The sequence below is a fragment of the Achromobacter sp. EG18 genome (assembly GCF_059759395.1).
This window is the reverse complement of the sequence record NZ_CM186213.1, coordinates 4,065,438-4,092,221: the sequence shown is the minus strand read 5'-3', so window position 1 is coordinate 4,092,221 and position 26,784 is coordinate 4,065,438. Positions and strand designations below refer to the sequence as shown.

The window sequence follows — 26,784 nt, the reverse complement described above, 5'->3', positions numbered from 1 at the left end:
CTCCGGCCGCTGCGGGGGCTGCGGGCGCGGGCGCCCGGGCTGAGATTCATGCAACGACAAGGGACTCCCCCCCTATTCAGGCGCGGCCCTCCCGCGGAGGTGCGGCTGGTCATCCTGGTCGTCCTGGCACTGGCTCTGATCATCATGGATTCGCAGTGGCGCATGCTGGAACCGGCGCGCCGGGCGATGTCCGTGGCGCTGTATCCCTTCCAGCGCGCCGTCATGGCGCCGCGCGACCTGGTCCAGCAGGTCAATGAATGGGTCAACGCGGCCAACCTCATCCGCAGCGAAAACGAAGCCCTGCAGCGCCAGCGCATCGAACTGGCCCAGGTGGCCACGCACGCGGCGCAGCTGGCCGCCGAGAACGCCCAATTGCGTCGCCTGCTCGGCGTGACCGACACCGTGGCCCAGTCGGCCGTGGTGGTCGAAGTGCTGTATGAACCCACCAACGCCTTCAACCAGCGGCTGGTGTTCAACAAGGGCAGCAAGGCCGGCCTGGCGCCGGGCATGCCGGTGATCGATGAAGGCGGCGTGGTCGGCCAGATCGTGCGCGTCACGCCCATGACGGCCGAGGCCGCCCTGGTCACCGACGAACAGGTATCGATCCCGGTGCAATTGCTGCGCAACGGTCTGCGCCTGATCGCCTTTGGCGGGAACTCTCCCGGCAAGATGGAGGTGCGTTACCTCGCGGCCAATGCCGACATCAAGGAAGGCGATACCATCGTCACCAGCGGCGTCGGCGGCCTGTTTCCCGCCGGCCTGCCTGTGGCAAAGGTGACCTCGGTCGAGCGCGACACCGCTTCCGGCTTCGCCCGCGCTGTTTGCGAGCCGCTGGCCCACCCTGAGCGCTATCGCCACTTCCTGGTCCTGCAGGTGGATGTGGAACGTGCCGAGTCCAACCGTCAGGAGGTCGATTCCGGTGGATCGGACTAACCAACAATCAGCCGGCCAGCCCCGGCGCCGCCTGGGCACGCCCAGCAACGTGCAGCCCGACCGCCTGTCGGGGCCGGCGCACGGCCTCTTCGTGTGGGGCACCATCCTGCTGGTGTGGCTGGTGTCGCTGCTGCCGTGGCGGTTGTGGCAGGGCGCGCCCGACGTGCTGATCCTGATCATCGCTTTCTGGTGTGTCCATGAGCCGCGCCGCGTCGGCCTGTTCACCGCCTTCTGCTTCGGTCTGCTGATGGACGTGCATGACGCGGGCCTGCTCGGCGAGCATGCGCTGTCCTACACCCTGGTCGCCTACGGCGCCGTGGTGCTGCACCGCCGCCTGCAGCGGTTCGACCTCTGGAGCCAGGCGATGCACATGTTGCCGGTGTTCCTGATCGCGCGCTTCATCACCCAGATCATCCATGCCTGGCTGGCCGGCAAGTGGCCGGGCTGGGACTGGAGCATCAGCGTGGCCATCACCGCCGCGTTGTGGCCGCTTGCGGGCTGGGTGCTGCACTTGCCGCAGCGCGGTGCCGACGACGCCGAATCCTCCTCCGCCTGACGGCGGCGCCGCGTCTCATGTTCGAATTCAAGAAAACCGGCCAGCAGCAGAAGCAGCGCTTCCGCCTGCGCGCCTGGGTCGGCGGCATCTTTGCGCTGGTCTGCTTCGGCGTGCTGATAGGCCGATTCTGGTACTTGCAGGTCGACCGTTACGAAGGCCTGTCCGAACGCGCCGACCGCAACCGCATCGCGGTCGTGCCGATCCCGCCGCGCCGCGGCGAGATCCTCGACCGCAATGGCGAAGTGCTGGCGCGCAACTACCGCACCTACACCCTCGAAGTGGTGCCCGCCCAGGCCGGCAACATGAATGCGCTGTTCGAGCGCCTGACCGAGGTGGTCTACATCAGCCCGGCCGATCAACGCCGCTTCAAGCGCCGCGCCGCCGAATCCAGCCGCTACGCCAGCCTGCAGCTGCGCAACAACCTCAACGAGACCGAAGCGGCCTGGTTCGCGGCCCACGCCTTCCAGTTCCCTGGCGTCGAGCTGCGCGCCCGCTGGGTGCGCGAATATCCGCAAGGGCAGTCCGCCGCCCACGTGGTGGGCTACATCGGCCGCATCGCCGAAAACGACAACGAGGAGCTCGAACGCGCCGGCCTGCTGGGCAACTATCGCGGTACCGACGTAATCGGCAAGAAGGGCATCGAGAAGACCTGGGAAGAAGCCTTGCATGGCCGCACCGGCCTGGAAGAGGTCGAAGTGACCGCGGGCGGCCGCCCCATGCGCACGTTGCGCCGCATCGACCCGGTACCCGGCTCCGACATCATGCTGTCGATCGATCTGGGCCTGCAGAAGGTGGCCGAGGAAGCCTTCGAGGGCCAGCGCGGCGCGCTGGTGGCGATCGATCCCGACACTGGCGAGGTGCTGGCCTTCGTCTCGCAGCCCTCGTTCGATCCGAACCTGTTCGTCGACGGCATCGACGTGGACAACTGGCGCATGCTGAACGAGTCGCCGGACCACCCGCTGATCAACCGCCCGCTGTACGGCACCTATCCGATCGGTTCCACCTACAAGCCTTTCGTCGGCCTGGCGGCGCTGGAACTGGGCAAGCGCCGCGCCACCGACCGCATCTCGGACCCCGGCTACTACGAGTTCGGCGGCCAGAAATTCCGCAACGCCGGCGGCGCCGCCTATGGCATGACCGACATGCACAAGGCCATCGTGGTGTCGTCGGACACGTACTTCTATTCGCTCGGCCCCGAGATCGGCGTGAACGCGCTGCATGATTTCACCAAGCAGTTCGGCTTTGGCCAGATCACTGGCATCGATCTCGAAGGCGAGAAGCGCGGCGTGCTGCCGTCGACCGAGTGGAAGCGTTCGGCCTACAAGGACAAGGACCGCCAGCGCTGGTACGCCGGCGAGACGATTTCGGTGGCGGTGGGGCAGGGCTACAACGCCTTCACCCTGCTGCAACTGGCGCAGGGCACCTCGACCCTGGCCAATAACGGGCTGTACCGCCGTCCGCACCTGGTGCACGCGGTGCGCGACCCGCGTTCGGGCGTGGCCAAGCCTACGGAATCCGCGCCCGACTACCGCATCCCCCTCAAACAGGCCAACGTCGACGTCATCAAGAACGCCATGGCCGACGTGGTCCGCGCCGGCACCGCGCGCCGCGCCTTCGCCAACGCGCCCTATCAGGCCGCCGGCAAGACCGGCACGGCCCAGGTGTTCAGCCTGCGTGGCGGCCACTACCGCGCCAGCGCCATCGACGAACGCCTGCGCGATCACGCGCTGTTCATGGGTTTCGCGCCGCTGGAACACCCGCGCATCGCCGTCGCGCTGATCGTCGAAAACGCCGGCTGGGGCGCCAGCGTCGCCGCGCCGGTGGCGCGCAAGGTGTTCGACTACTGGCTGGCCAAGGATCGCCAGGACAAGATCCAGCGCCCCGAGCGCAACGCGTCGACGGCCTCGGTCGAAAACATCACCTCCGATCTGGTGCGCCAACAATGAAGCGTCTCGGCCTGATCCTGCTGCGCGTCTTCACGGCCTTCGACTGGCCGCTGCTGGCGATCCTGCTCATGTTCGCGGCGCTCGGCCTGACGGTCATGCATTCGGCGGTGGGCGGCACCGACTGGCGCTTCGCCGAACAGTCGCGCAATTTCATCATCGCCTTTTTCGCCATGTGGACCATGGCGCTGATCCCGCCCAAATGGCTGATGAAGCTGGCGCTGCCGTTCTATGTGATCGGCGTGGTGCTGCTGCTGGGGGTGGAATTCTTCGGCGAGACCAGCAAGGGCGCGACGCGCTGGCTCAACCTGGGCGTGACCCGTATCCAGCCGTCCGAAATGATGAAGATCGCCGTGCCCATGATGCTGGCCTGGTATTTCCAGCGCCACGAGGGCGCGGTGCGCATCCGCGACTTCCTGGCCGCCGCCGCGATGCTGGCCGCGCCCTTCGGGCTGATCGTGCTGCAACCCGACCTGGGCACCGCGCTGCTGGTCTTCGGCGCCGGCTTCTTCGTCATCTACTTCGCCGGACTGTCGTTCAAGCTGCTGGTGCCGGTCATGCTGGCGGGCATCATCGCCATCGGCACACTGGTGTACTACGAAGACCAGCTGTGCGAACCGGACGTCAACTGGGTGGTGCTGCACGACTACCAGAAGCACCGCGTCTGCACGCTGCTCAACCCCAGCTCCGACCCGCTCGGCAAGGGTTTCCACACCATCCAGTCGATGATCGCGGTGGGCTCGGGCGGGGTCTACGGCAAGGGCTACATGAAGGGCACGCAGACGCACCTGGACTTCATCCCCGAACGCACCACCGACTTCATCTTCGCCGTCTACGCCGAGGAATTCGGCCTGTACGGCGGTATCGCCATCCTGGTTCTGTATGGCCTGATGATGGCCCGCGGCCTGACCATCGCTTCGCGCGCGTCATCGCAGTTCGGGCGGTTGCTGTCCGGGGCGTTGACGATGATGCTGTTCATTTATGTATTTGTGAACGTGGGCATGGTGACGGGGATTCTGCCTGTGGTCGGGGTGCCCCTGCCGTTCATGAGTTACGGCGGCACGGCGTTGTTCACCATGGGGATCGCGTTTGGGATCATGATGAGCATCAGTCGGCATCGGTCGGTCAAAAGCTGAGCTTTTTTTTCTTCGTGGGCCGCCCGGGGCGGTGGGCGCACGGGTGGGCGCGCCTACGATTGCGGTCCGGAGCGAAGGCTCCGGACCGCAATCGTAGCCCCGCCGCCCCGCCCGCCAACGCAACGGGCGGCTCAAGAACCCCTGAGCCGCCCGCAAAAACAACCGTAAACACAAACCCTCAAGGCAACGCTTCAGGCACCCCTAAGTCCGCGGCCAGCTTCTTCAATCCATCCCAGATTGGGGGCGCGAATTCCAGCGACTCCGCGTTCAGCTCGCGGTTGCGGGCTTCGTACTCGCCCGGGTACTGAACCCCATCCACGCCCGGTTGGGGCGGGCAGGCATGCAGGTAGTCGATGAACGCGCCCACTTCCATCGAGCGCCAGTCCGTATTGAAGTCCACCTGCGGATCCAGCAGCAGCGCGAACATATTGTTCGTGGCCACTCCGTTGCGCGGGTGTTCCGGCTGGATCGTGCCGCCGCCGGACAGCACGCCCGCCAGCAGCTCGGCCACCAGGCCCATCGCGTAACCCTTGTGGCCGCCGAACGGGAGCAGCGCGCCCGGCGGATCGGTGAACAGCGCGCCCGGATCCGTGGTCGGATTGCCTTGCGCATCGATCAGCGAGCCCGGCGGCGCCTGCTCGCCCTTGGCCGCCAGCACGCGGGCCTTGTTCACCGCGATCGAACTGGTCGCCATGTCGACGATGAACGGCGGGCGGCCGCCCGGCAACGGGCCGGCAAAGCACAGCGGATTGGTCGTCAGGCAGGCGCGCGCGCCGCCGAACGGCGCCACGGTGGGGGCGCGGTTGATCACGTTGGTGAAGGCCAGCAGGATCAGACCCTTGGCCGCCACCATCTCGCCGTAGTGGCCCATGCGGCCCAGGTGGTGGCTGCGGCGCAGTGTCAGGATGCACTGGCCGTGCGCCTGCGTGCGCTCGATGGCTTGCTCGATCACGGTCTTGCCCACGTACTGGCCCAGGCCGTTGTGGCCGTCGTAGGCCAGCATGGCGCCACGGTCGTTGAGCAGTTCGGGGCGGCCGTCGGCCTGCGCCAGGCCTTCGGCCAGCACACGCCGATAGTTGGTCAGGATCGACAGGCCGTGGCTGGTGTAGCCGACGCGGTCGGACTCCACCAGGTGCTCGGCCACGTCGCGCGCGATATCTTCCGGCACGCCTTGCGCCATCAGCACGCGACGGCCGTATTCATTGGCTTGGGCAATGGAGATTTTCATGACCTGATCTCCTTACAGCCAGCCCAGCCAGCGCCAGTAGGTCATGCCCATCAGCATCATCAGCGCATAGCCGATGACGGTGACCAGGATGCCGACCTTGGCGAACTGCTTGGCGTTGAAGGTTTCCGTGCCCAGGCACACCATGTTCTGCGGCGCGTTGATCGGCAGGATGAAGCCATAGCTGACCACAAAGCCCAGCAGCATGGTCATGCCCAGGCGGCTGAAGTCGCCCGGCAGCGTGGCCAGCACCGAGATCAGGATCGGCAGCATCGCCGAGGTCAGCGCGGTGGCGCTGGCGAACCCCAGGTGGATGACAATCAGGAAGGCCGACAGGATCGCGAAGATGGCCAGCGGGCCGAGGTGGTCCAGACCCGTGTGCGCCACCACCTGGTTGCCCAGCCATTGGCCGGCCTGCGTGGTCAGCAACGCGGTGCCCAGGCTGATGCCGACCCCGAACACGATCACAGTGCCCCATGGAATGCGTGATTGCACGTCTTTCCAGGTCATCACGCCAAAGCGCGGCAACAGCAGCAGCACCAGGCCGAAGTAGGTGGTGGAGGTGGTGTCGAACTTGTGCAGCTTGCCTTCGGTCGACCAGAACAGCAGCAGCATGACCGACACGGCCATCAGGCGCTTTTGCGCGCCCGTCATGGGGCCCAATTCAAGCAGCGATTTCTCGACAGCTTCCTTGCCCCCCGCGATGCTGTCGCTTTCCGGCGGCAGCAGCTTGAGCACGATGATGATCAGCACCGCCGACATGATCAGCGACCACGGCGCGCCGGCGATCAGCCAGTCCGACCAGGCCACGCGCTGGCCCAGCATCTTTTCCATGAAGCCGACCGTCAGCAGGTTCTGCGCGGCCGCGGTCTGGATGCCGACGTTCCAGATGCTGGTGGCCTGCGCCACGATGATCATGATGCCGGCGGCGATGTTCGAGCGCTTGTCCACGCCAAAGGCCGCGATCACGCCCATCATGATGGGCACCACGGCCGCGCTGCGGGCGGTCGCGCTGGGCACCACCAGGCTCAGCACGATGGTCACGGCGATACATCCGATCAGGATGCGCCGCGTGCTGGTTCCGACCTTGGACAGCGTCACCAGCGCGATGCGCCGATCCAGTCCGGTGAAGGTCATGGCCGCGGCGATGAACAGGGCGCCGGTGACCAGCGCCAGCGCCGAGTTGGCGAAGCCGGTCAGCGCCATGCTGATGGCGGCCGACGTGCCGTAGACCACCTGCGGATCCTTGATGGTGGGCGCGGTGCCCAGCAGGAAGGCCATCAGCGTCGTGATCATGATCGCGCTGGCTTCGTAGGACACGGCTTCCGTGATCCACACCACCACCGCGAACGCCAGGATCGCCAGCATGCGATGGCCGGCAACGGGCAGGTCGGCCGGCAAGGGCAGCATCAGCACGCCGATCATGACGATGAAGCCGGCGACCAGGCCGATCGGGATTTTGGTTTTCTTGGGGGCTTGCGAGGCAGGGACAGCGGTTTCCGCAGTCATATCCATCTCCGGTTGAGGTCAAACTGACGACACCCCGTTGCCAAGCCTTGGGCTGGATCAAAGCGAAGTGTCGACGCTACAGAATGATCGTGACGGCATTAAGGAAAACCCGTATTGATACGTATCAATTCGACGGACAATCGTGCTTGTCGGAAACCCGCTCCGGAGATTATGCTCGTCGGCCGGCAAAAATCGCAACCCTGCGAATGTTGCATAAAAACAAACAAATACTGCAACACCACCCGTGCGAGGCAGTTAATTCGTTCGTGTTATGACGCGAATGAGATCAGCCCAACGCCAGGCGCAATTGCTCGTCCAGGTGCAGCGTGGGCGCCACGCGCCAGCCGCTCTGCGCATAGCGCAGCCACCGCCCCAGCACCAGGTGCGTCAGCAGGCTGGCGTGCGCGGCCACGTTGGCCTCGGGCGGCAGGCCGCCGTCGGTCACGGCGATACGCAGCGATTGCTTCAACGACGCCTCGATGCGGTCGTTGATGTGGTTGATCCGTTCCTGCAGGCGATTGTCCTCGGTGACCAGGGCGTCACCCGTCAGCACCCGCGTCATGCCTCGATTGCGTTCCGAGAACGTCAGCAGCATCGACACCGTCTGGTGCGCCTGCGACAGGCCATAGGGCTCGGCGATGGCGATCTGGTTCACCAGCGTGAAAATGCTGGTTTCGATGAATTCGATCAGCCCTTCGAACATCTGCGCCTTGCTGGCGAAATGCCGATAAAGCGCGGCTTCCGATACCGCCAGGCGCGCGGCCAGCGCCGCCGTGGTGATGCGCGAGGCGTGCGGCTGCTCCAGCATCTCGGCCAGGGTCTGCAGAATCTGGGTCTTGCGCTCGCCGGGTTTGCTCGCCATGGACGGGTCTGGTGTTACGCAGGCTGACGGTGGAGGAGGGAAGGCGCGTCGGCGGTCAACCCCGCAAGGGGCGCCGGCGCAGCAGCAAATCACTGACGGAGTTTACCCGCAAGTCGACGTAGGCCGGCCGTTGCGCGCGGCCGCGCGCGAACGGGCTGCCGGGATGGAACACATGCACCGTGCGCAGCCCGGCGCGCCGCGCGCCGCGCAGATTGGCAAGGGTGTCTTCCACCAGCACCGCCTGGCGCGCCGGCACGCCTTCGCGCGCCAGCACGTAGCGCAGCAGCGCCGGCGATGGCTTGGGGCGGAATTCGCCATGCAGGCGCATGTGCTCGATGGCCCACAGGCTGTCGAACTGGCGCAGGATGCCCAGCCGCCGCAGCACCGCGCGCGCGTAATGCAGCGGCGCGTTGGTCAGCAGTACCTTGCGCCCGGGCAGTTGCTTCAGCTTGTACGCCAGCGCCTTTTCGGCGCGCACGAGCGGATTGACGTCGAAATCATGGCTGCGGTGCAGGAAGACATGCGGGTCCACGCCATGGTGCCGGACCATGCCGATCATCGTGGCGCCATAGCGCTGCCAGTACTGCTTGCGCACGGCATTGGCGGTGTCGACGTCGACCTCCAGCGCCTCGGCCACCGCCATGGTCATGCCATGGTCGATCCGAGGGAAGATCGCATGCGACGTATCGTGCAGCGTGTTGTCCAGGTCGAACAACCACAGGCGCCCGGGGGCGCCCGTGGTCGTGCGGCGCGAGCGGCGCTGGCGCACCGTCGGCCGCAGCAGGGTGCGCAGCGCTCGCATCAGTGCGAGCTGATCATCGTGCCAACGCCTTGGTCGGTCAGGATTTCCAGCAACAGGCAGTGCGGCACGCGGCCGTCGACGATGTGCACCGAATTGACGCCATTCTTGGCGGCATCCAGCGCCGACGAGATCTTGGGCAGCATGCCGCCAGAGATGGTGCCGTCGGCGAACAGCTCGTCGATGGTCTGGGCCGACAGGCTGCGCAGCAGCTTGCCGCCCTTGTCCAGCACGCCCGGGGTGTTGGTCAGCATCAGCAGCTTTTCGGCGCCCAGCACTTCGGCCATCTTGCCGGCGACGACGTCGGCGTTGATGTTGTAGGCGGTGCCGTCTTCACCGTAGCCGATGGGCGAGATGACCGGAATGAACTGGTCGTCCTGCAGGGCCTTGACCACCGCCGGCTCGACCAGGGTGATGTCGCCGACGAAACCGATGTCGATCGGTTCGGCCGGGTTTTCCTTGTTGGCCATCAGCTTCTTCTGGGCCTGGATCAGTCCGCCGTCCTTGCCGGTCAGGCCCACGGCCTTGCCGCCGACCTCGTTGATCATCATGACGATGTCCTGCTGGACCTGGCCGCCCAGCACCCATTCGACCACTTCCATGGTCTCGGCATCGGTGACGCGCATGCCCTGGATGAAGGTGCCCTGCTTGCCGATGCGGCGCAGCGCGTCGTCGATCTGCGGGCCGCCGCCATGCACCACCACCGGATTCAGACCCACCAGCTTGAGCAACACCACGTCATGCGCGAAGCTGCGCTGCAGGCGCTCTTCCGTCATGGCGTTGCCGCCGTACTTGACCACGATGGTTTTGCCGTGGAATCGTCGGATATAAGGCAGCGCTTCGGAGAGCACCGCGGCTTTGACAGCGGGAGACGAGACGGCAGCAGGGTCGGGGGTGTCGGTCATGGCAGCTAAGTCGGCAATAAGTAGGGTATGAAAGTTAGAGGTTGAAAGCCTGCGCCAGCGATGGCGGACAGGCATTGCCCCCCGTGGGGGCGTGAGGTCCGGCAGTAAAAAAATGCCTGCACAGGAACGCGTTGGCAACGCGCTAGCGCAAGCATACGACGGATTGTAGTACCCGCAGGTTGCTTATGCTTTAAACCCATGTTGTTATGCCCGACAAATAACCGGCATTCGGGTAAATTGGGGGCGTTTTCGCAACGGAGCACCCCTCACAAGGGGGAATCTCCACACCGGCCGGGCATATGCCCCCAAATTTCTACCTATAAAAGAGGCAACTCATGCGTTTGAATTTCGTCCGTTCCGCCCTGGTGGCGTCGGCCCTGCTGGTGGCAGCCACCGCCGCCCATGCCGAAAAGATCGTGGTGGGCGCCACCCAGGTGCCGCATGCCGAGATCCTGGAAGTGGTCAAGCCGCAGCTGGCCAAGGAAGGCGTGGAACTCGACATCAAGGTGTTCAACGACTACGTCCAGCCCAACCTGCAACTGGCCGACAAGCAGCTCGACGCCAATTTCTTCCAGCACAAGCCGTATCTGGACACCTTCAACAAGGACCGCAAGGCCACGCTGGTGCCGGTCGCCCTGGTCCACGTCGAACCTTTCGGCGGTTACTCCAAGAAGATCAAGACCCTGGCCGAACTGAAGGACGGCGCCACCGTCGCCATCCCGAACGATCCGTCCAATGGCGGGCGCGCGCTGGTGTTGCTGCAGAAGCAGGGCGTCATCAAGCTGAAGGATCCCTCCAACATCCTGGCGACCGCCGCGGACGTGACCGATAACCCCAAGAAGCTGAAGTTCCGCGAACTCGAGGCCGCCATGCTGCCGCGCTCGCTGGACGACGTCGACCTGGCCCTGATCAACACCAACTACGCGCTCGAAGCCGGCCTGGTGCCGACCAAGGACGCGCTGTTCATCGAGGGTTCGGATTCGCCGTACGCCAACATCCTGGTGACCCGCTCGGACAACAAGGACGCGCCGGGAATCAAGAAGCTGGTCAATGCGCTGCATTCGCCCGAGGTGAAGAAGTTCATCGTCGAGAAATACAAGGGCGCCGTGGTGCCGGCGTTCTGATCGCGACGCTTCCCCCTGCCGAAACCGCCCGCATCATGCGGGCGGTTTCTTTTTGGGCCAGCCGCTGGCTTCGGACATGGGGCCAGGGGGGCGGCGGGGATCGGCCCGGGGTGTGGCCGAGGCCGGCGGGCCGGCCGCGGCCAAATGAAAACCGCCCGGCAGGCGGGCGGTTCATGGCGGCGGCCAAGCGGACCGGGGTTCAGCCCGCGGCCAGTGCCTTCTCGACGGTGGCATGGAATTCGGCCACGTCGTACTCGCCCAGGTAGCGCTTGATAATGCGTCCCTGTTTGTCGATCAGGAAGGCCGTGGGCGTCAGGCGGATGTCGCCAAAGGCGCGGGCGATGTCGCCCTTGGTGTCCAGCGCCACCGGGAACGGCAGTTTGCGGCTTTCGCTGAAGTTCAGCACGTAGTTGGGCGGGTCGTAGTCCATGGCGACCGCGATGGCCTCGTAGCCCTTGCCCGCGTACTCGTTGTAGGCCGAGATGGTTTCCGGCATCTGCTTGACACAGGTGACACAGCTGGTGGCCCAGAACTTCACCAGGACCACCTTGCCGCGCAGGTCCTGCATGGAGAAGGTCTTGCCCTCCAGCGTGGTGAAGGTGACGTCGGGCGCGGTTTGCGTGGGGCGCAGGGTGAACCAGGCGCCGACGCCGACCGCCACCAGGACGGCCAGGGCTACGATGGCTTTTTTCATTTGATGGGCATCGCCTCTACGGCACTGCCACCGCTGCTGGGCGCGCTGCTGCCGCTGTCGGCAGCGCCCGCGCCGCTTTCGATGGGGGCCTTGGTTTCCGTGGTGGTCGACTTGCTGCCGCTGCTGGACAGGCGGATCGCTTCCTCGCGGCTGATGGTCTCGAACAGTTTTACCACTTTTGCCACGCCGCCGAGGTCGGCCACCGCGTTGGCGGCGTAGTCGCCCTCGGCCTGCGTCACCTTGCCCATGAGGTAGACGACGCTGTGGTCGGTGGTGACGGCGATGGTGCCGGAGGGCACGTACTTGGTGTTGATCAGCGCGGTCTTGGCCTTGGACGTCAGCCAGGTGTCGTTCGAGCGCACGCCGAACGACGCGATCGGACCGACGGTGAGCTGGTTGACCACCTGCTTGACGTTCTCGACGCCCTGGGCGATGGCGGTGGCCTGCGACTTGGCTTCCTCGGTGGGCACGTCTCCGGTCAGCAGCAGGTGGCCGCCGTACGCCATGGCGTTGACGCGCGCCGCGTCGCCGAGCTTGTCGGAGATCTGCTTCTGGGCCTTGAAGGCCATGTTCTGGTCTTCGAGCTGGATCCCCGAGGTGCGCCGGTCGGTGACGACGACGGCGGTGGTGGCGGCCGCGCCGCCCACGATCAGGGGCGCGCAGGCCGACAGCGACAGCGCGGCGCCGGACAGGGCCGCGGCGAGCAGCAGGGGGCGGGCGGCGGTTCTGGCGTCTGAAATCATTCGGTGTCTCCAAGCAGAAGAGCGTCAATGCCGTCGCAAAGCGCATGCAACAGCAGTATATGGACTTCCTGGATGCGCATGGTGCGATCGCTGGGAACACATAGATGGACGTCCATTGGCGTGATGAGTTCCCCCATGACGCCGCCGCCCTTGCCGGTCAGGGCCAGCACATGCATTTCACGGCTGGCGGCCGCCTCCATGGCGCGCACCACATTGGGCGAATTGCCGCTGGTGGAAATGGCCACCAGCACGTCGCCGGCTTGGCCAAAGGCGTTGACCTGGCGTTCGAACACTTCGTCGAAACCGTAGTCATTGCCGACGGCGGTCAGGATCGAGGTGTCGGTGTTCAGGGCGATGCCGGCCAGGGGCAGGCGTTCGCGTTCGAAGCGGCCCACCAGTTCGGCGATGAAATGTTGCGCGTCGGCGGCCGAGCCGCCGTTGCCGCAGGCCAGAATCTTGCCGTTGTTGGCCAGGGCGCCAAACAGCACGTCCACCGCGATCGCCAGCGGCTCGGCCAGCACGTTCATGCTTTGTTCGTACGTGGCCATGGCGTCGCGAAAGTGCGACGTCATTCGAGAGGTCATATCCATGGCCGCGATTATCTCACGGGCGGCGCCCGATCAAGGCAGCTCGAACGCCGCGCGTAGCCACCGGACCTGGCCGCCGTCGAAGAGCACGGCGTCGAAGCGGACCGCGGGCGGCCTGCCGCGCCAATGGCGTCGGGCCAGCTCGGGCAGCCAGTGGGCCGCCGCGCGCGCCAGCCGCGCCTGTTTGTCGCGGCCGATGCTGGCGGCCGCGCCGCCAAAGGCGTCTGCCTGGCGTGAACGCACTTCGACCAGCACCAGGATGTCGCCTTCACGCATGGCCAGGTCGATCTCGCCGGCGCGGCAGTGCAGGTTGCGCGCCAGCAGCACCAGACCGGCGGCCTGCAGCAGGCGCAGCGCGGCGTCTTCATGGGCGTCGCCGGTGCGTTGGCGGGGCGAGCGCCGGGGAGGCGGGCGGTCCGCGGGGCCGGCGCGTCGCGCCGCGCGGCGGCGGCGTTTTTCGGCGCGGCGGCGTGCCGCCAGGGCGAGCTCGAAAGCGAATGTGTCAACCGTCATGCCAGTTCCGAAACGGGGGGGCGATGGCGGCTACACTGGCATGGTTTTCCGTGTAAGTAGGCTGCAATGAACCAAAATGTCTCACCCCCGGTGGCCGGCGATGCCTGGGCCCGCGTGGCTGAACGCGTGGCCGGGCAGCATTGGCCGGCCTCGACGCTGTATGTGGTGGCCACGCCGATCGGCAATCTGGGCGACCTGGGGTTGCGGGCCTGGCACGCGCTGCAGCGCGCCGACGTGATCGCGGCCGAAGACACCCGCGCCAGCCGCACCCTGCTGGATGCCTGGGGCGTCGGCACGCCCCTGATGGCGGCTCACCGACACAATGAAGCGGCGGCGGCGCAGGCCATCTGCGAACGCCTGGCCCAGGGCCAGCGCGTGGCGCTGGTGTCGGACGCCGGTGCGCCGGCGGTCAGCGACCCCGGGGCGCGCGTGGTGCGCGCGGTCCGTGAAGCCGGTTTCGCCGTGGTGCCGGTGCCCGGCCCCAGCGCGGTGATCGCCGCCTTGATGGGCAGCGGCGTCACCACCGACGAAAATCCCGCATACGCGTTCGCCGGCTTTGCGCCATCCAAGGCCGCGGCCCGCCAGCGCTGGCTGCGCACCTGGTGCGCGTTGCCCGCGCCGGTGGTGATGTTCGAATCGCCGCATCGGCTCGCGGCGACCCTGGCGGATCTGCTGGAGGTCTGTGGCCCCGCCCGCCTGGTGACGGTGGCCCGTGAATTGACCAAGCGTTTCGAGGAGATCGCCACGTTTCCGCTGTCCGAGGCCGCCGCCTGGCTGGCAGCCGACGCGCATCGCGAGCAGGGGGAATTCGTGCTGATCGCGCATGCCCAGGCGGGTGGCGAGGTCGACGAAGACGCCGACCCGCGCGCCGACGCGTTGCTGGACGCGCTGCTGGAAACCCTGTCCCTGCGCGATGCCTCGAAGGTTGCGGCCAAGGTCACCGGCCTGTCGCGCGACGTCCTGTACAACCGGGCCCTGGCCCGCAAGAATTCGTAAGCCATGATCTACATCGCACAGGCACGCAAGCGTCCCGGCGAAGCGGCCGAACGCGTGGTCTATCGGGACATGCCCACGCCTTTGGGTGAAATGCGGCTGGTGGCCAGCGCCAGGGGCCTGCGCGGCGCCTGGTTCACCGACCAGATGTCGCTGCCCCCGGCCGACGGCTGGGTGCTCGACGAATCGGATCCCATCCTGGAACAGGCGCGGCGCGAACTGGACCAGTGGTATGCCGGCGAGCGCCGCGATTTCGACGTGGCGCTCGATCCGGTCGGCACGCCGTTCCAGCACGAGGTCTGGCGCGCCCTGTGCACGCTGGATTTCGGCCAGCTTGCCAGTTATGGCGAACTGGCGCGCGTCGTGGGGCGTCCCAAGGGGGCCCAGGCGATCGGCGGCGCGGTCGGGCGCAATCCGGTCAGTATCATCATCCCCTGCCATCGCGTGATCGGCGCGGACACCTCACTGACCGGGTTTGGCGGCGGCCTGCCGCGCAAGCAGGCGCTGCTCAAGCACGAAGGCAGCCAGTACCTGAGCCGCAATCCGCGCGCGCGCCGGGTTTGCGACGGGCAGGCGCAACTGCCGTTCGAGTTGCCGACGTTCGACTGGCCGCCGGCAAGGTAGGCGTTATTGCGCGGCGATGCTGGGGGTGATGCCGAGGCGGTCGGACACCAGCTGTACCGCGTTCAAGGCGCTCTGGCGATCCGGATAGGGCCCGATCTTGACGCGGTACAGATTGTTGGCCTGCTCCACCGCGGCCGCGGGCGCGCCCTCGGCGCCCAGTTGCGTATTGATGCGGCTGACCAGTGATTGCGCGTTGGCCGGCTGGCTGAACGCGCCCACCTGCAGGTAGACGCTGCCGGCTGCGCCCATCGGGCGCACCGGCGCGCTGCCCGGCGCGGGCGCGGGCTGCTGCGCCAGCGGCTGGGGTTCCAGCGCCACCGGCGCGGCGGCAACGGGCGTGGCCACCGGCGTGGAGCCGGTCGCCGAGGCGGGCATCGGCGCCGGCGTGCCCTGCGAGGCCAGGCGGCGGATCTCGTCCTGTCCGATGCTCTCGACCACCACCTGGCCGCTGCCCGGCCCGATGATGCCCAGCTTGTAGGCCGCCACGTACGACAGGTCCATGATGCGGTCGCTGTGGAATGGCCCGCGGTCATTGACCCGCACGACGATGGTCTTGCCGTTTACCAGACTGGTGACGCGCGCGTAGCTCGGGATCGGCAGCGTGGTGTGGGCCGCCGTCATGGCGTACATGTCGTACGGTTCGCCGATGGAAGTGGAGTTGCCGTGGAACTTCTTGCCGTACCACGAGGCGATGCCCTGGCGCTTGTAGGGTTGGCCGCTGGTATCCGGCACGTAGCGCTGGCCGAACACCACGTACGGCCGGTTGGCGCCGCTGGCGTAGGGCTCGATGCGCGGCACCGCGTCCGGAACCTGGTCCAGGTTGGACGGCGGATTGGCGTCCGGGCCATCGTCCTTGTAGTACCCGCCGCCTTTCTTGCGTCCCCCGGTGGAAGAGCAGCCGGCCACGGCAATGGCCAGCAACAGCATCATCAGGATATGGAGCGGGCGGGACAGGATCATGCGGATTCGTCGGGCAGTTGGGTGCGATGGCGCACCAGCAGTGGGTCGTGGTCGGCAAAGCGCTTGGCCAGCTCTTCGACCACGTAGACCGAACGATGCTGGCCGCCGGTGCAACCGATGGCGACCGTCAGGTAGTTGCGGGTGTCTTGCGTGTATTGCGGCAGCCAGCGGTTCAGGAAGCCGGTGATGTCGTCGATCATCTGGCCCACCTGTTCATAACCGGCCAGCCAGGTGGCGACGGGCTCGTCGCGGCCGGTCAGCGGACGCAGGTTGCGGTCGTAATAGGGGTTCGGCAGGCAGCGCACGTCGAACACCAGGTCGGCATCGCGCGGCACGCCGCGCTTGTAGGCGAACGATTCGAAGGTCAGCACCAGCGGCGCGCGATCGGCCTGGATCAGGTCGCGGATCCAGGCGCGCAGCTGGCCCGGGGTGAGTTCCGAGGTGTCGATGACGTGTTCCTGCTCGCGCAGCGGCGCCAGCAGTTCACGTTCGAGCGCGATGCAGTCGGTCAGCGACGGCGCGGTGCCGCCGCGTTGCAGCCGGTCGGTCAGCGGATGGCGGCGGCGCGATTCGGAGTAGCGTTGCACCAGGGTGTCGGTGCTGGCGTCCAGGAACACCACGCGCAGGCTGGTTCCCATGGCGCGCAGCGCGGTGACCACGTCCGGCAGTTCGGCCAGCTCGCCCGGCGAACGCACGTCGATGGCGACCGCCACGCGTTCCAGGCCGTCGTCACGGGCATTGGCGATGAATTCTGTCAGGAACCGCACCGGCAGGTTGTCGACGCAGGTGTAGCTGGCGTCCTCGAGCATGCGCAGGGCGACGGACTTGCCTGAGCCTGAGATGCCGGTGACGAGGACGACTTTCAACATGGACATGATTGTGGCACGCTTTTCCGGGAGGATGCCGGCGGTTGGCATCTGATATGGCCGTAAACTGCGGATCTGCGCCTGTACCGTTTTACCGCCCCTGGCGTAAGCTTGGGCACCGGCACACGACCGAGATTCATCTACGCGCCCCGCCGCCATGCGCTTCCGGGGTTGGTTCGACTTAGTGTTAACTGGCCCTAGATGTTAGCCTTCATTTCCTTTCGTAGTGTTTCACTGCCACGGTTTTGGGCAAAATCCCGGCTTCTGGCCGCCGCCGTTGTGGCCTTTTCCGCAGCCCCCGTGCTGGCCCAGGACACGCCCCAGGTATTGCAGCCCGGCACCATGGCGGCCCGGGTGGCGGCCTGTACGGCCTGTCATGGCGAGCAGGGCCGCGCCGGCGCCGACGGTTATTACCCGCGCCTGGCCGGCAAGCCGCAGGAATACCTCTACCACCAACTGCTCAATTTCCGCGACGACCGGCGCCAGTACCGGCCCATGGCGCACCTGCTGGCGGGCCTGCCGGATGCCTATCTGCACGAAATGGCCGGCTACTTCGCGGCGCAGCACGTGCCGTATCCGCCGCCGGTGCGCGCCGAGGTGTCCGCCGCCACGCTGGAAGCCGGCCGCAGGCTGGCGCTCGGCGGCGATGCCGCCCGCGGCCTGCCGGCCTGTGCGTCCTGTCACGGCGCCTCGTTGGGCGGCTTGTTGCCCGCCGTTCCCGGATTGCTGGGCTTGCCGCGCGACTACATCAGCTCGCAGATCGGCAGCTGGAAGAACGGCCTGCGCCGCGCCGCCGCGCCCGATTGCATGGCCGACGTTGCCCACAAACTCACGCCCGCGGACATCGGCGCCCTGGCGGCCTGGCTGTCGTCGCAGCCGGTGGCTGACGACTATGCGCCCGAACCGGCCGGTTCCCTGCGCCTGCCAGCCGAGTGCGGCAGCCAGGTGCAGCGTTGAGGGGGCACGCCATGAAACTGATGAAGCGACTCCTCGGCATCCTGTTGGCGCTGGCCGCGTTGGCGGTCGGCATTCTCTATTGGCAAGGCACGCGCGACGATGCCAGCACCGGCCCGACCGAGGCGCCGGCCGATCCGCAGCAGCGCATCGAGCGCGGCCGCTACCTCGCCCTGGCCGGCAATTGCATGGCCTGCCATACCGCGCGCGGGGGCCAGGCGTATGCCGGAGGCACCGCCATTCCGACGCCATTCGGCACGATCTACGGCCCCAACATCACGCCCGACGAGAAGACCGGCATCGGCGCCTGGAGCGCGGATGATTTCTGGCAAGCGCTGCACAACGGCAAGTCGCGCGACGGCACGCTGTTGTATCCGGCCTTCCCGTACACCGAATACACCCGCGTCACGCGTGCCGACTCGGACGCCCTGTTCGCCTATCTGCGTACGGTCACGCCGGTCGAACGGCCGAGCCGCGCGCCGGAACTCGATTTCCCGTACGACCAGCGCATCCTGCTGGCGGCGTGGCGCGCCCTGTATTTCCGCCCTGGCGTGCAGGAGGCCGATCCGGGCCAGTCGACCCAGTGGAACCGCGGACGCTACCTGGTCGAGGGCCTGGGTCACTGCGCCGCCTGCCATGCGCCGCGCAACAGCCTGGGCGCGACGCGCGCGGCCGACGGCCTGGCTGGCGGCATCATTCCCATGCTGGACTGGTATGCGCCGCCCTTGACCAACGATCCGCAGACGGGCCTGGGGCGCTGGTCGGCCGAAGACATCGCGGCGCTGCTGCGCACCGGCATCGCGGCCCACTCCAGCGCCAGCGGCCCCATGGCCGAGGTGGTGCTGGGCAGCACGCAGCACCTGAGCGATGCCGACGCGCTGGCGATGGGCGTGTATCTCAAATCGTTGCCGTCGACTCCGGCGCCGGCCGCGGTCGCGAGCGCCGCGGTCGCGCCCGCGGCGATGGAGCTTGGCGGCAAGATCTACCGCCAGCAATGCGCGCAGTGCCACCAGCCGGCGGGCGAGGGCAGCGCGGGCGCCTGGCCCGCGCTGGCCGGCAACCCGACCGTGACGGCGCCGTCTCCGCTCAATGCCATACGCATGGTGCTGGATGGCGGCTTCGCGCCGGCTACCGCGGCCAATCCGCGGCCCCACGGCATGCCGCCGTTCGGCCAACTGCTCAATGACAATGATGTCGCCATGCTGGTGTCCTACATCCGCAACAGCTGGGGCAACCAGGCGGGGGGCGTGACGCCGCTGGAGGTCAAGCGCGCCCGCGCCGCCTCAACCCGCAACTGATCAGGAGGGCCGCGTCGCCTGGCTGCAGGCCGCGCGCGCCATCTCGCCCAGGACGCGGACGGCGTCAGCCTTGCCGTCGTCCCATGGATGGCCGTAGTTCAGCCGCAGGGCGTTGCCGAATTGCCCGCTGGCCGAGAAGATCGGTCCCGGCGCCACGCTGATGCCGCGCGCCAGCGCCTGCCGGTGCAGCGCCAGCGCGTCCACCGCCGCGGGCATTTCCAGCCACAGGAAGAAACCGCCCTGCGGACGCGTCACGCGGGTCCCGGCGGGAAACTCGCGCGCGATCGCATTGGCCATCAGGTCCTGCTGGGCCTGCAGCGTTTCGCGCAGCCGGCGCAGGTGGCGGTCGTAGCCGCCTTGCTCCAGGTATTCGGCGAGCGCGCCCTGGGCCGGACCGGACGCCGACAGGGTGGACGACAGTTTCAGGCGCTGCACGCGCTGCGTATAACGGCCGGCGCTGGCCCAGCCGATGCGGTAGCCCGGCGCCAGGCACTTGGAGAACGACGAACAGTGCAGCACCAGCCCGTGCTTGTCGAAGGCCTTGGCAGGCACCGGCCGGGCCGCGCCGAAGTACAGCTCGCCGTAGACGTCGTCCTCGATCAACGCGATTTCGTGGCGCGCCAGCAGCTCGACCAGCTGCCGCTTCTTTTCCTCGGGCATCAGGCTGCCCAGCGGATTCTGGAACTGCGTCATCAGCCAGCAGGCCTTGGGCCGGTGGCGCTTGATCGCCGTTTCCATGGCCTCCAGGTCCACGCCGGTGCGCGGATGCGTGGGCACTTCCAGCGCTTTCAGGCCGTGGCGCTCCAGCGCCTGCAGGGCGCCGTAGAAGGTCGGCGCTTCGACGATGACCGTGTCGCCCGGTTCGGCCACGGCCTGCAGGCACAGGTTGAGCGCTTCCAGCGCGCCATTGGTGACCACGATGTCGTTGGCCGGCACGTTGATGCCGGCGATCAGGTAGCGCAGCGCGATCTGCCGGCGCAGGCCGGGGTTGCCGGGCGACAGGTCTTCTATCGTGTCCAGCGGGGCCTGGCGCTTGAGATGGGCCGACATGGCCTGGGCCAGCCGCGGCAGCGGGAACAGCAGCGGCGACGGAAAGGCCGAGCCCAGCGGCGTGACGTCGCGGTTGCGCACGGAATCGAGGATGTCGAAGATGCGCTCGCTGATCGCCAGCTCGGTCGATTCGCCGTCGGGACAGGACGTGTCAGGTTCGGGCGGCAGACTGTCGTCGCGCGCATTGACGTAGTAGCCGGAGCGGGGGCGGGCGCGGACCAGGCCGCGCGCTTCCAGCAGGTAATAGGCCTGGAATACCGTCGACGGACTGACGCCGCGGCTGGAACAGGCATCGCGCACCGAGGGCAGCTTGTCGCCCACGCGCAGCACGCCGTCGCGGATCGACTTGGCGATCTCGTTGGCGAGTTTCTCGTACAGGCTCACGGTGCCGCGGGGCGACGCGCGTTACTTGCTGCTTTGCAGGATCGCCATGGCCTGGCGTTCCATGAATTCGCCCAGGGTGTCGATGCCGCGCAGCTTCAGGATGGTGTTGCGCACGGCGGCTTCGACCAGCACCGCCAGGTTGCGGCCGGCGGCCACCTGCAGCATGACCTTGCGCACGGGCAGGCCCAGCATGTCCTGGGTGATGTCCTGCAGCGGCAGGCGTTCGAACTTGTCCTGCGCGGTGGCGCGCACCAGGTGCACGATCAGCTTCAGCCGCATCTTGCGTCGCACCGAGGTCTCGCCGAAGATGGTGCGGATATCCAGCAGGCCCAGGCCGCGCACTTCCAGCAGGTTCTGCAGCAGCTGCGGGCAGTGGCCTTCGATCATGTTGGGCGCGGTGCGCGAGAATTCGACCGCGTCGTCGGCCACCAGGCCGTGGCCGCGCGAAATCAGCTCCAGCGCCAGTTCGCTCTTGCCCAGGCCGGATTCGCCGGTGATGAGCACGCCCAGGCCCAGCACGTCCAGGAACACGCCATGCACGGTGGTGGTGGGCGCGAGCTTCTTGCCCAGGTAGATGCGCAGCAGGTCGATCAGCTGCGCGGCCGCCACGGGAGTGGACAGCAGCGGCACCTGGTGCTGGTCGCATTGGTCCACCAGATCCTGCGGCGGCGTCAGGCCGTCGGCCAGCAGGATGGCCGGCACGCCGCCGATCAGCAGCTCGTCCATGTGGTGCATGCGGCGGCGCAGGTCGAAGCGCGTGTAGTACGCCAGTTCCTCCTGGCCGAACACCTGGATGCGCGACGGGTGGATCAGGTTCAGGTGGCCCACCAGGTCGGCGGCCGCCATGCCGTCATCGGGAATCGCGCGGTCCGCGGCCCCCTGGCCGGAAATCCAGTTGAAGGGGATTTTGTCGGCGTTGTCGTCGACGAGTTCCTGCACCGTGAGCATGGCAGCGTTTCCGCGAGGGTCAGAGTTGGCCGGTGGTGAGCATCTTGTGCACGACGGCCGGATCCGGCTCGGTGGCCAGGGCCTCGCGCAGGGCCTTGTTGGACATCAGTTGCGCCAGTTCGGCCAGGATGTCCAGGTGTTGTTGCGTGGCGGTTTCCGGCACCAGCAGACAGAGCAGCATCGAGACGGGCTGGCCGTCCGGTGCGTCGAACGTGATGGGCTGCGCCAGGCGGATGAAGGCGGCCAGCGCCTGCTCCAGGCCCTTGACCCGGCCGTGCGGCACGGCAACGCCCTGGCCCAGTGCCGTCGAGCCCAGGCGTTCCCGTGCAAACAGGCTGTCGAACACGAGCGCGCGTGCCAAGCCGTGGTTGTTTTCAAAGAGGAGGCCAGCCTGTTCGAACGCGCGTTTCTTGCTCGTAGCGAGCATATCGAGGACGACGTTGCCGGCGGGAAGGATGCGCGACAAATGATTCATCGGGTCATTATAGGGTTATATGACGCACTGCAAAAAAACTCCGGTGGGAGGCACTTTCCTGGCGGTCCGCACCCTCCTGGATCAGGCCGCCGCTCCCGGCACGAGAGCGACAGCATAGACCGATAGCGCCGCGTTGTGGGCATTCTTCGTGCGCAGGTAGGTATACCAGCAGGGTATGGCGTGCTCGCTGCGAGCGGATATTCGGGGAGTACACGGCGCTCCGCGGCCATGTGCCGGGGAATCGGGGGACAAAGAGAAGGGACTGAGGGAGGGAGTTTGCCGATGCCCCGGCTGGACGATGCGTCTAGCGGGACACCGGGACTTAGGCAGGATTCAACGATTGCTGTTTCCTGGCTCGCACGGCGAGCGGATCATGAAGCGCGTTGTTACTGGGTTGGCGAGAGGCTCGCCGCTTGCCGCTTCACGGACTCTGCCGAGTGGCTTCGTACCTTGTCCTTGTGCTTGATGACCTGACGGTCGACTTTGTCAGCAAGAAGGTCGATCGCGGCGTAGAGGTTTTCATCGGTTGCTTCACAATGAATGTCCTTGCCACTAAGACGCATGGTGATTTCGGCTCTGTGCCGCAGGGGCTCTACTGAGAGCATGACCTGGGTATCGATGACGTGATCGAAATGCCGCAGCACTCGCGCCAGTTTGTTCATGACATATTCCCGGATGGCCGGGGTGACGTCGAGGTGACGACCGCAGATGCTCAGGTTCATAGTGTGCTCTCCTTCTAAAAGAGGAAAAAATGGTGCGCGGAAGGCGCGGTGGGGTCGTTAGGCGTTCTCCTTGTTCGAGGGGTTCGTTTGATACTAGTGTATAGACTCGGGCCGATAAAACAAGCTGACCTAGCGCAAGTTCATGGCATTTTCATGGCGGCCGCCCAGGGGTGTGCCCCAGGGGCCGTCGCGGACCCTGGGACTTTCCCCAATCGGGGTGTTACATGCGGAAGTGTTCGCCCAGGTAGACGCGCCGAACGGCCGGATCGCCGACGATTTCGTCGGGGTGACCGTCGGTCAGCACCTTGCCTTCGCTGATGATGTAGGCGCGGTCGCAGATGCCCAGCGTTTCGCGCACGTTGTGGTCGGTGATCAGCACGCCGATGCCGCGGCCCTTCAGGAAACGCACGATGCGCTGGATCTCGATCACGGCGATCGGGTCCACGCCCGCGAAGGGCTCGTCCAGAAGGATGAAGCGCGGGCTGGTGGCCAGCGCGCGCGCGATTTCGACCCGGCGGCGTTCGCCGCCCGACAGCGAGATGGCGGCGTTGCTGCGGATATGGCCGATCTGCAGCTCTTCGAGCAGCAGTTCCATCTGTTCATTGATCTTGGGCGTAGACAGCGTGCGGCCGTCCGGCCCCAATTGCAATTCGAGCACGGCGCGGATGTTCTGCTCGACCGTCAGGCGCCGGAACACCGAGGCGTCCTGGGGCAGGTACGACAGTCCCATGCGGGCGCGCTTGTGGATCGGCATCGCGGTGATCACCGAGCCGTCGATCTCGATGCGGCCGGCGTCGGCCGGCACCAGCCCGACGATCATGTAGAAGCTGGTGGTCTTGCCCGCGCCGTTGGGGCCGAGCAGGCCGACCACTTCGCCGCTGGAGACGGACAGGGACACGTCCTGCACCACGGTGCGGCCGTTGTAGGTCTTGCGCAAGCCGGTTGCGCGCAGGCTGCCCTGCTTGACGCCCGAAGGGGCGGAGGTCACGGGAGTCTGCACAGAGGGTTGGTTCATCGTGGCTGCGTGTGGATAACGTGGGAGGCGCTTCAGCGCCCCTTCTTCGATTCTTGCTGCTTGCGGCACTCGGCGATCGCGGCATCGGACTTGGCGCGCGGCTCGGCCACCGAGCGCACCCGACCGCCGGCGGCGGACGAGTTCGGGCCTCCCTGGGCCTCGTAGGTGCCGCTTTTCTCGTTGTAACGCACCCGGTCGCCGCGAATCGTGTCAAACGGCTTACCACAGACATAGCGCACCACCACGGCCTGGCCGATCAGGTCGAAGGTGCTCTTGGTGCCGTCGTATTCGGCGCGCAGGCCCTTGCCTTCGATCAGTTCGAAGTTCTCGGGACGTTCCTGGCGGATGGTCACGACCTTGCCCTTGTTGGCGGTCGCCGTGCCGTACTGGTTGCCCGCGGCGTCTTCGCGCATTTCCAGGTTGTCGGAGGTGAGCGTCATCAGGCCGCGCGTCATGTTGACGTTGCCCGTGAAGACGCTCTGCTTTTTCACGTCGTCGTAATGCAGCGTGTCCGACAGGATCGTGGTGGTGGGTTCCTCGGCGGGCGCGGTCTTGCTTGCGCCGGCGGCCGGCTTGGGGTCGGCGGCGAGCGCCGGCGCAACCGCCGATGCCATCAGCAGCACCGCGCCCAGCAGGCGCGTGGTGGGGGCAATGCGAATCCGGAAGTCGGTCATGGTTTCTTCTGGTCAGAGGTGTTGGCAGGGCTGTCGGCCTGGCGGCGCGGCTTGTTCTCCGAGCCGGCGATCTCCACGTCCGTGGAGGCCGATACCTGCAGTTGGCGTGTCTTGTTGTTGTAGTGCATACCCTTGCCGTTCATGCGCGAGCGTCCCTTGATGACCTCGGCCGGCAGGTCGGTGTACACCACGTCTTCGTCGGGCAGCAGGATCAGCTGTTGGCTGCGCACGTCCAGCACGTCGTTGTTGGCGTCGGGCTGGCGGTGCACGTGGGCGTCGCCATTCATGACGATGCGCTTGCCGCCCTGCTCCATGACGGCGGTCTTGGACACGCCCACGGTGATGGGACTGGCTTCGCGCTGGCCGACGGCCCGCGGTTGGGTGATGTGGTACGAATCGTCGTCGGGGAAATGCTCGGCGTAATCGCCTTCCAGCCGGTTGATGGGGCGACCGGTCGGGTCGGTGCGCAGCATCACGAAATTGCGCGACCAGGCGTCCATTTCGTGCGTGACGCGGCGCGGCGGATCCGTCTGGATGGCCCGTTGCGCGTAGTCGGCGGCCCAATACGTGCTGGCGACCAGCACCAGCAGCAGGAACAGCGCGATCAGGGAAGGGAAACGATCTTTCATCAGGTGTGCGAAGCGAGGTTTGGGGGCGCGCTTACTGGATGGCGCCCGGGCCGAGCAGCCCCGGCGCGGCCAGGAATCCGCCCAGCCGGCCCTGGGAAGCCAGCAGCAGGTCGCAGCACTCGCGGACCGCGCCACCGCCGCCAGGCTGCGTGGCGATCCAGTGGGCCGCCTGGCTGACATAGCCCGGCGCATTCGGCACGCTGGCGGCGAAACCCGCGCGTTGCATTGCCGGCAGGTCGATGATGTCGTCGCCCATGTAGCCGGTCTGGTTCAGTTGGACCGCGCTGCGCTGCGCAAGTTCGGCCAATGCGGCACCCTTGTCGCGCACGCCCTGCATGATCTCGGAAATGCCCAGTTCGGCGGCGCGGCGCGCCACGATCGGGCCGGAGCGGCCGGTCATCAGAGCGACCTTCAGGCCGCCTTCCATCAGCAGGCGCAGCCCGTGGCCGTCCAGCGCATGGAAGCGTTTCTGCACTTCGCCGCTTTCCCCGTAATACAGGCTGCCGTCGGTGAGCACGCCGTCCACGTCGAAGACCATCAGGCGCACGGCGGCGGCGCGTTCGCGCACGCCCGGCGGGATGCGGGCAAGGACCAGCGCTTCGGCGGGGTGGGTGATCGAGGGAGGAAGAGTCATAGTCATACCACTTTGGCGGCCATCAGGTCATGCATGTGCAGGGCGCCGAGCAGGCTGCCATCGGCATCCAGCACCAGCATGTGATTGAGCCGCAGTTCGTCCATCTGGCGCGCGGCCTCGACGGCCAGCGCGTCCGGGTTGATGCTGCGCGGCGAGCGTGTCATGCCGGCCTCGACGTTCAGGCTGCGGATGTCGCCGTAGCGCGCGATCAGGCGACGCAGGTCGCCGTCAGTGAAGATGCCCACGGGGCGGCGCTGCGGGTCGCATACGACCGTCATGCCCATGCCTTTGGCGGACATGACCTCGAGTGCCTGCGCCACCGGCGTGCCCAGGGCCACCACGGGCAGGGCGTCGCCCTGGCGCATGACGTTGCGCACGTGGGTCAGCAGGCGGCGGCCGAGGGCGCCGCCAGGATGCGAGCGGGCGAAATCCTGCGGGCCGAAGCCGCGCGCTTCGAGGCAGGCCACCGCCAGGGCGTCGCCCAGCGCCAGGGCGGCCGTGGTGCTGGCAGTGGGCGCCAGGTTCAGGGGGCACGCTTCCTGGGCCACGCTGGCGTCCAGGTGGACATCGGCCAGCAGGGCCAGTTCGGACTGCGGATTGCCCGTGATGGCGACCAGGCCCGCGCCCATGCGGCGGGCGACAGGCAGGATGGTCAGCAATTCCTGGCCGGAGCCGGAGTACGAAATGGCGATCAGGACGTCGTCGCGGGTGATCATGCCCAGGTCGCCGTGCACCGCCTCGGCGGCGTGCACGAAGAAGGCGGGTGTGCCGGTGGAGGCCAGCGTCGCCGCGATCTTGCGGGCCACATGGCCGGTCTTGCCGATGCCGCTGACCACGACGCGGCCGCGGCAGGCCAGCAGCATGGCGACGACCTGCGCGAAGCTGTCGTCGAGCCGGGCGGACAGGTCCAGGATGCCCTGGCTTTCGATTTGCAACGTCCTGCGCGCAGATGCCAGCGCGGTCTCGGACGATGTGGTGGGATGGTCGGTCATCAGGGGATTTTAATATCAGGTTGCGGGTTTGCCCCGG

29 protein-coding genes are annotated in these 26,784 nt (G+C 66.9%); 9 read left to right on the top strand and 20 right to left on the bottom strand.

Translation table 11 applies throughout. From position 1 onward, the window contains the following. The first annotated feature begins 48 nt into the window (after positions 1 to 48). From mreC to rodA, 4 genes are read left to right on the top strand one after another with little or no spacing between them, the layout of a single operon-like run. Positions 49 to 933, top strand: coding sequence for a rod shape-determining protein MreC (gene mreC, locus AC6CR5_RS18710; protein ID WP_006389856.1), 885 nt, complete (start codon positions 49 to 51; stop codon positions 931 to 933). Between the two features lie 49 nt (positions 934 to 982). Further along, positions 983 to 1,489 carry a rod shape-determining protein MreD gene (gene mreD / locus AC6CR5_RS18705; protein ID WP_006389857.1) on the top strand — a complete coding sequence of 169 codons (507 nt, stop codon included), beginning with the start codon at positions 983 to 985 and terminating at the stop codon, positions 1,487 to 1,489. A 17-nt stretch (positions 1,490 to 1,506) separates the two neighbouring features. Next, positions 1,507 to 3,435 carry a penicillin-binding protein 2 gene (gene mrdA / locus AC6CR5_RS18700; RefSeq protein WP_006389858.1) on the top strand — a complete coding sequence of 643 codons (1,929 nt, stop codon included), beginning with the start codon at positions 1,507 to 1,509 and terminating at the stop codon, positions 3,433 to 3,435. Next, on the top strand, positions 3,432 to 4,568 hold the full coding sequence (gene rodA, locus AC6CR5_RS18695; RefSeq protein WP_006389859.1) for a rod shape-determining protein RodA: 1,137 nt from the start codon (positions 3,432 to 3,434) through the stop codon (positions 4,566 to 4,568). The genes mrdA and rodA overlap by 4 nt, the downstream gene beginning before the upstream one ends. Positions 4,569 to 4,746: 178 nt before the next feature. Here the strand turns inward: rodA and AC6CR5_RS18690 are convergent, their stop codons facing one another. From AC6CR5_RS18690 to argB, 5 genes are all read right to left on the bottom strand, one after another. Then, on the bottom strand, positions 4,747 to 5,796 hold the full coding sequence (locus AC6CR5_RS18690) for an Ldh family oxidoreductase (protein ID WP_148317401.1): 1,050 nt from the start codon (positions 5,794 to 5,796) through the stop codon (positions 4,747 to 4,749). A 12-nt stretch (positions 5,797 to 5,808) separates the two neighbouring features. Next, positions 5,809 to 7,302: a DASS family sodium-coupled anion symporter gene (locus AC6CR5_RS18685; RefSeq protein ID WP_148317399.1), complete on the bottom strand. Its 1,494-nt coding sequence runs from the start codon at positions 7,300 to 7,302 to the stop codon at positions 5,809 to 5,811. Between the two features lie 286 nt (positions 7,303 to 7,588). Beyond that, positions 7,589 to 8,164, bottom strand: a complete 576-nt coding sequence (gene slmA, locus AC6CR5_RS18680; protein WP_006389862.1) for a nucleoid occlusion factor SlmA — start codon at positions 8,162 to 8,164, stop codon at positions 7,589 to 7,591. 55 nt (positions 8,165 to 8,219) lie between these two features. Next, entirely contained in the window at positions 8,220 to 8,966 is a 747-nt protein-coding gene (locus tag AC6CR5_RS18675) for a pyrimidine 5'-nucleotidase (RefSeq protein ID WP_498084807.1), read from the bottom strand. Continuing rightward, positions 8,966 to 9,868, bottom strand: coding sequence for an acetylglutamate kinase (argB, locus tag AC6CR5_RS18670; RefSeq protein ID WP_026382124.1), 903 nt, complete (start codon positions 9,866 to 9,868; stop codon positions 8,966 to 8,968). The genes AC6CR5_RS18675 and argB overlap by 1 nt, the downstream gene beginning before the upstream one ends. 335 nt (positions 9,869 to 10,203) lie before the next feature. On the opposite strand from argB, the gene AC6CR5_RS18665 reads away from it, so the two are divergent. After that, positions 10,204 to 10,992, top strand: coding sequence for a MetQ/NlpA family ABC transporter substrate-binding protein (locus AC6CR5_RS18665; protein WP_058665579.1), 789 nt, complete (start codon positions 10,204 to 10,206; stop codon positions 10,990 to 10,992). A gap of 199 nt (positions 10,993 to 11,191) precedes the next feature. On the opposite strand, the gene AC6CR5_RS18660 is transcribed toward AC6CR5_RS18665, so the two are convergent. From AC6CR5_RS18660 to AC6CR5_RS18645, 4 genes are read right to left on the bottom strand one after another with little or no spacing between them, the layout of a single operon-like run. Then, positions 11,192 to 11,686 (bottom strand): peroxiredoxin family protein, encoded by a 495-nt coding sequence (locus AC6CR5_RS18660; protein WP_026382126.1) that lies wholly within the window; start codon positions 11,684 to 11,686, stop codon positions 11,192 to 11,194. Then, positions 11,683 to 12,429 (bottom strand): BON domain-containing protein, encoded by a 747-nt coding sequence (locus AC6CR5_RS18655; RefSeq protein ID WP_006389867.1) that lies wholly within the window; start codon positions 12,427 to 12,429, stop codon positions 11,683 to 11,685. Before AC6CR5_RS18655 ends, AC6CR5_RS18660 begins: the two co-directional genes overlap by 4 nt. Beyond that, entirely contained in the window at positions 12,426 to 13,019 is a 594-nt protein-coding gene (locus AC6CR5_RS18650; RefSeq protein WP_006389868.1) for a phosphoheptose isomerase, read from the bottom strand. Before AC6CR5_RS18650 ends, AC6CR5_RS18655 begins: the two co-directional genes overlap by 4 nt. 30 nt (positions 13,020 to 13,049) lie before the next feature. After that, entirely contained in the window at positions 13,050 to 13,529 is a 480-nt protein-coding gene (locus tag AC6CR5_RS18645) for a YraN family protein (RefSeq protein ID WP_026382127.1), read from the bottom strand. A gap of 66 nt (positions 13,530 to 13,595) precedes the next feature. Here AC6CR5_RS18645 and rsmI point away from each other — a divergent pair, with 66 nt between their 5' ends. Together rsmI and AC6CR5_RS18635 are read left to right on the top strand one after the other, a co-directional pair. Continuing rightward, positions 13,596 to 14,525: a 16S rRNA (cytidine(1402)-2'-O)-methyltransferase gene (gene rsmI / locus AC6CR5_RS18640; RefSeq protein ID WP_238920562.1), complete on the top strand. Its 930-nt coding sequence runs from the start codon at positions 13,596 to 13,598 to the stop codon at positions 14,523 to 14,525. A gap of 3 nt (positions 14,526 to 14,528) precedes the next feature. Further along, complete coding sequence (locus AC6CR5_RS18635) at positions 14,529 to 15,146, top strand: methylated-DNA--[protein]-cysteine S-methyltransferase (protein WP_006389871.1); 618 nt, start codon at positions 14,529 to 14,531, stop codon at positions 15,144 to 15,146. Between the two features lie 3 nt (positions 15,147 to 15,149). Here AC6CR5_RS18635 and AC6CR5_RS18630 read toward each other — a convergent pair whose 3' ends face one another. Together AC6CR5_RS18630 and rapZ are read right to left on the bottom strand one after the other, a co-directional pair. After that, positions 15,150 to 16,106, bottom strand: a complete 957-nt coding sequence (locus AC6CR5_RS18630; protein ID WP_024070668.1) for a septal ring lytic transglycosylase RlpA family protein — start codon at positions 16,104 to 16,106, stop codon at positions 15,150 to 15,152. After that, positions 16,103 to 16,975, bottom strand: coding sequence for an RNase adapter RapZ (rapZ, locus tag AC6CR5_RS18625; RefSeq protein WP_006389877.1), 873 nt, complete (start codon positions 16,973 to 16,975; stop codon positions 16,103 to 16,105). Before rapZ ends, AC6CR5_RS18630 begins: the two co-directional genes overlap by 4 nt. A gap of 198 nt (positions 16,976 to 17,173) precedes the next feature. On the opposite strand from rapZ, the gene AC6CR5_RS18620 reads away from it, so the two are divergent. Then, complete coding sequence (locus tag AC6CR5_RS18620; protein ID WP_110135050.1) at positions 17,174 to 17,929, top strand: c-type cytochrome; 756 nt, start codon at positions 17,174 to 17,176, stop codon at positions 17,927 to 17,929. 11 nt (positions 17,930 to 17,940) lie between these two features. After that, positions 17,941 to 19,224, top strand: a complete 1,284-nt coding sequence (locus AC6CR5_RS18615; RefSeq protein ID WP_110135051.1) for a c-type cytochrome — start codon at positions 17,941 to 17,943, stop codon at positions 19,222 to 19,224. Here AC6CR5_RS18615 and AC6CR5_RS18610 read toward each other — a convergent pair whose 3' ends face one another. From AC6CR5_RS18610 to AC6CR5_RS18570, 9 genes are all read right to left on the bottom strand, one after another. After that, positions 19,225 to 20,658: an aminotransferase-like domain-containing protein gene (locus tag AC6CR5_RS18610; RefSeq protein WP_498084806.1), complete on the bottom strand. Its 1,434-nt coding sequence runs from the start codon at positions 20,656 to 20,658 to the stop codon at positions 19,225 to 19,227. Between the two features lie 21 nt (positions 20,659 to 20,679). Continuing rightward, positions 20,680 to 21,606: an HPr(Ser) kinase/phosphatase gene (gene hprK / locus AC6CR5_RS18605; protein WP_006216298.1), complete on the bottom strand. Its 927-nt coding sequence runs from the start codon at positions 21,604 to 21,606 to the stop codon at positions 20,680 to 20,682. A gap of 19 nt (positions 21,607 to 21,625) precedes the next feature. After that, positions 21,626 to 22,081 carry a PTS sugar transporter subunit IIA gene (locus tag AC6CR5_RS18600; protein ID WP_006389881.1) on the bottom strand — a complete coding sequence of 152 codons (456 nt, stop codon included), beginning with the start codon at positions 22,079 to 22,081 and terminating at the stop codon, positions 21,626 to 21,628. 386 nt (positions 22,082 to 22,467) lie between these two features. Beyond that, the gene (gene hpf / locus AC6CR5_RS18595; RefSeq protein WP_006389882.1) at positions 22,468 to 22,803 is read right to left on the bottom strand and encodes a ribosome hibernation-promoting factor, HPF/YfiA family; all 336 of its coding nucleotides are present in this window, start codon (positions 22,801 to 22,803) and stop codon (positions 22,468 to 22,470) included. A gap of 220 nt (positions 22,804 to 23,023) precedes the next feature. Continuing rightward, positions 23,024 to 23,818 (bottom strand): LPS export ABC transporter ATP-binding protein, encoded by a 795-nt coding sequence (gene lptB / locus AC6CR5_RS18590; RefSeq protein ID WP_035184247.1) that lies wholly within the window; start codon positions 23,816 to 23,818, stop codon positions 23,024 to 23,026. A gap of 32 nt (positions 23,819 to 23,850) precedes the next feature. After that, positions 23,851 to 24,492, bottom strand: coding sequence for a lipopolysaccharide transport periplasmic protein LptA (lptA, locus tag AC6CR5_RS18585; protein ID WP_006389884.1), 642 nt, complete (start codon positions 24,490 to 24,492; stop codon positions 23,851 to 23,853). Further along, complete coding sequence (gene lptC / locus AC6CR5_RS18580; RefSeq protein WP_006389885.1) at positions 24,489 to 25,121, bottom strand: LPS export ABC transporter periplasmic protein LptC; 633 nt, start codon at positions 25,119 to 25,121, stop codon at positions 24,489 to 24,491. The genes lptA and lptC overlap by 4 nt, the downstream gene beginning before the upstream one ends. Positions 25,122 to 25,152: 31 nt before the next feature. Further along, positions 25,153 to 25,761, bottom strand: coding sequence for a KdsC family phosphatase (locus tag AC6CR5_RS18575; protein ID WP_006389886.1), 609 nt, complete (start codon positions 25,759 to 25,761; stop codon positions 25,153 to 25,155). Further along, entirely contained in the window at positions 25,758 to 26,747 is a 990-nt protein-coding gene (locus AC6CR5_RS18570; protein WP_006389888.1) for a KpsF/GutQ family sugar-phosphate isomerase, read from the bottom strand. Before AC6CR5_RS18570 ends, AC6CR5_RS18575 begins: the two co-directional genes overlap by 4 nt. Positions 26,748 to 26,784: the final 37 nt, after the last annotated feature.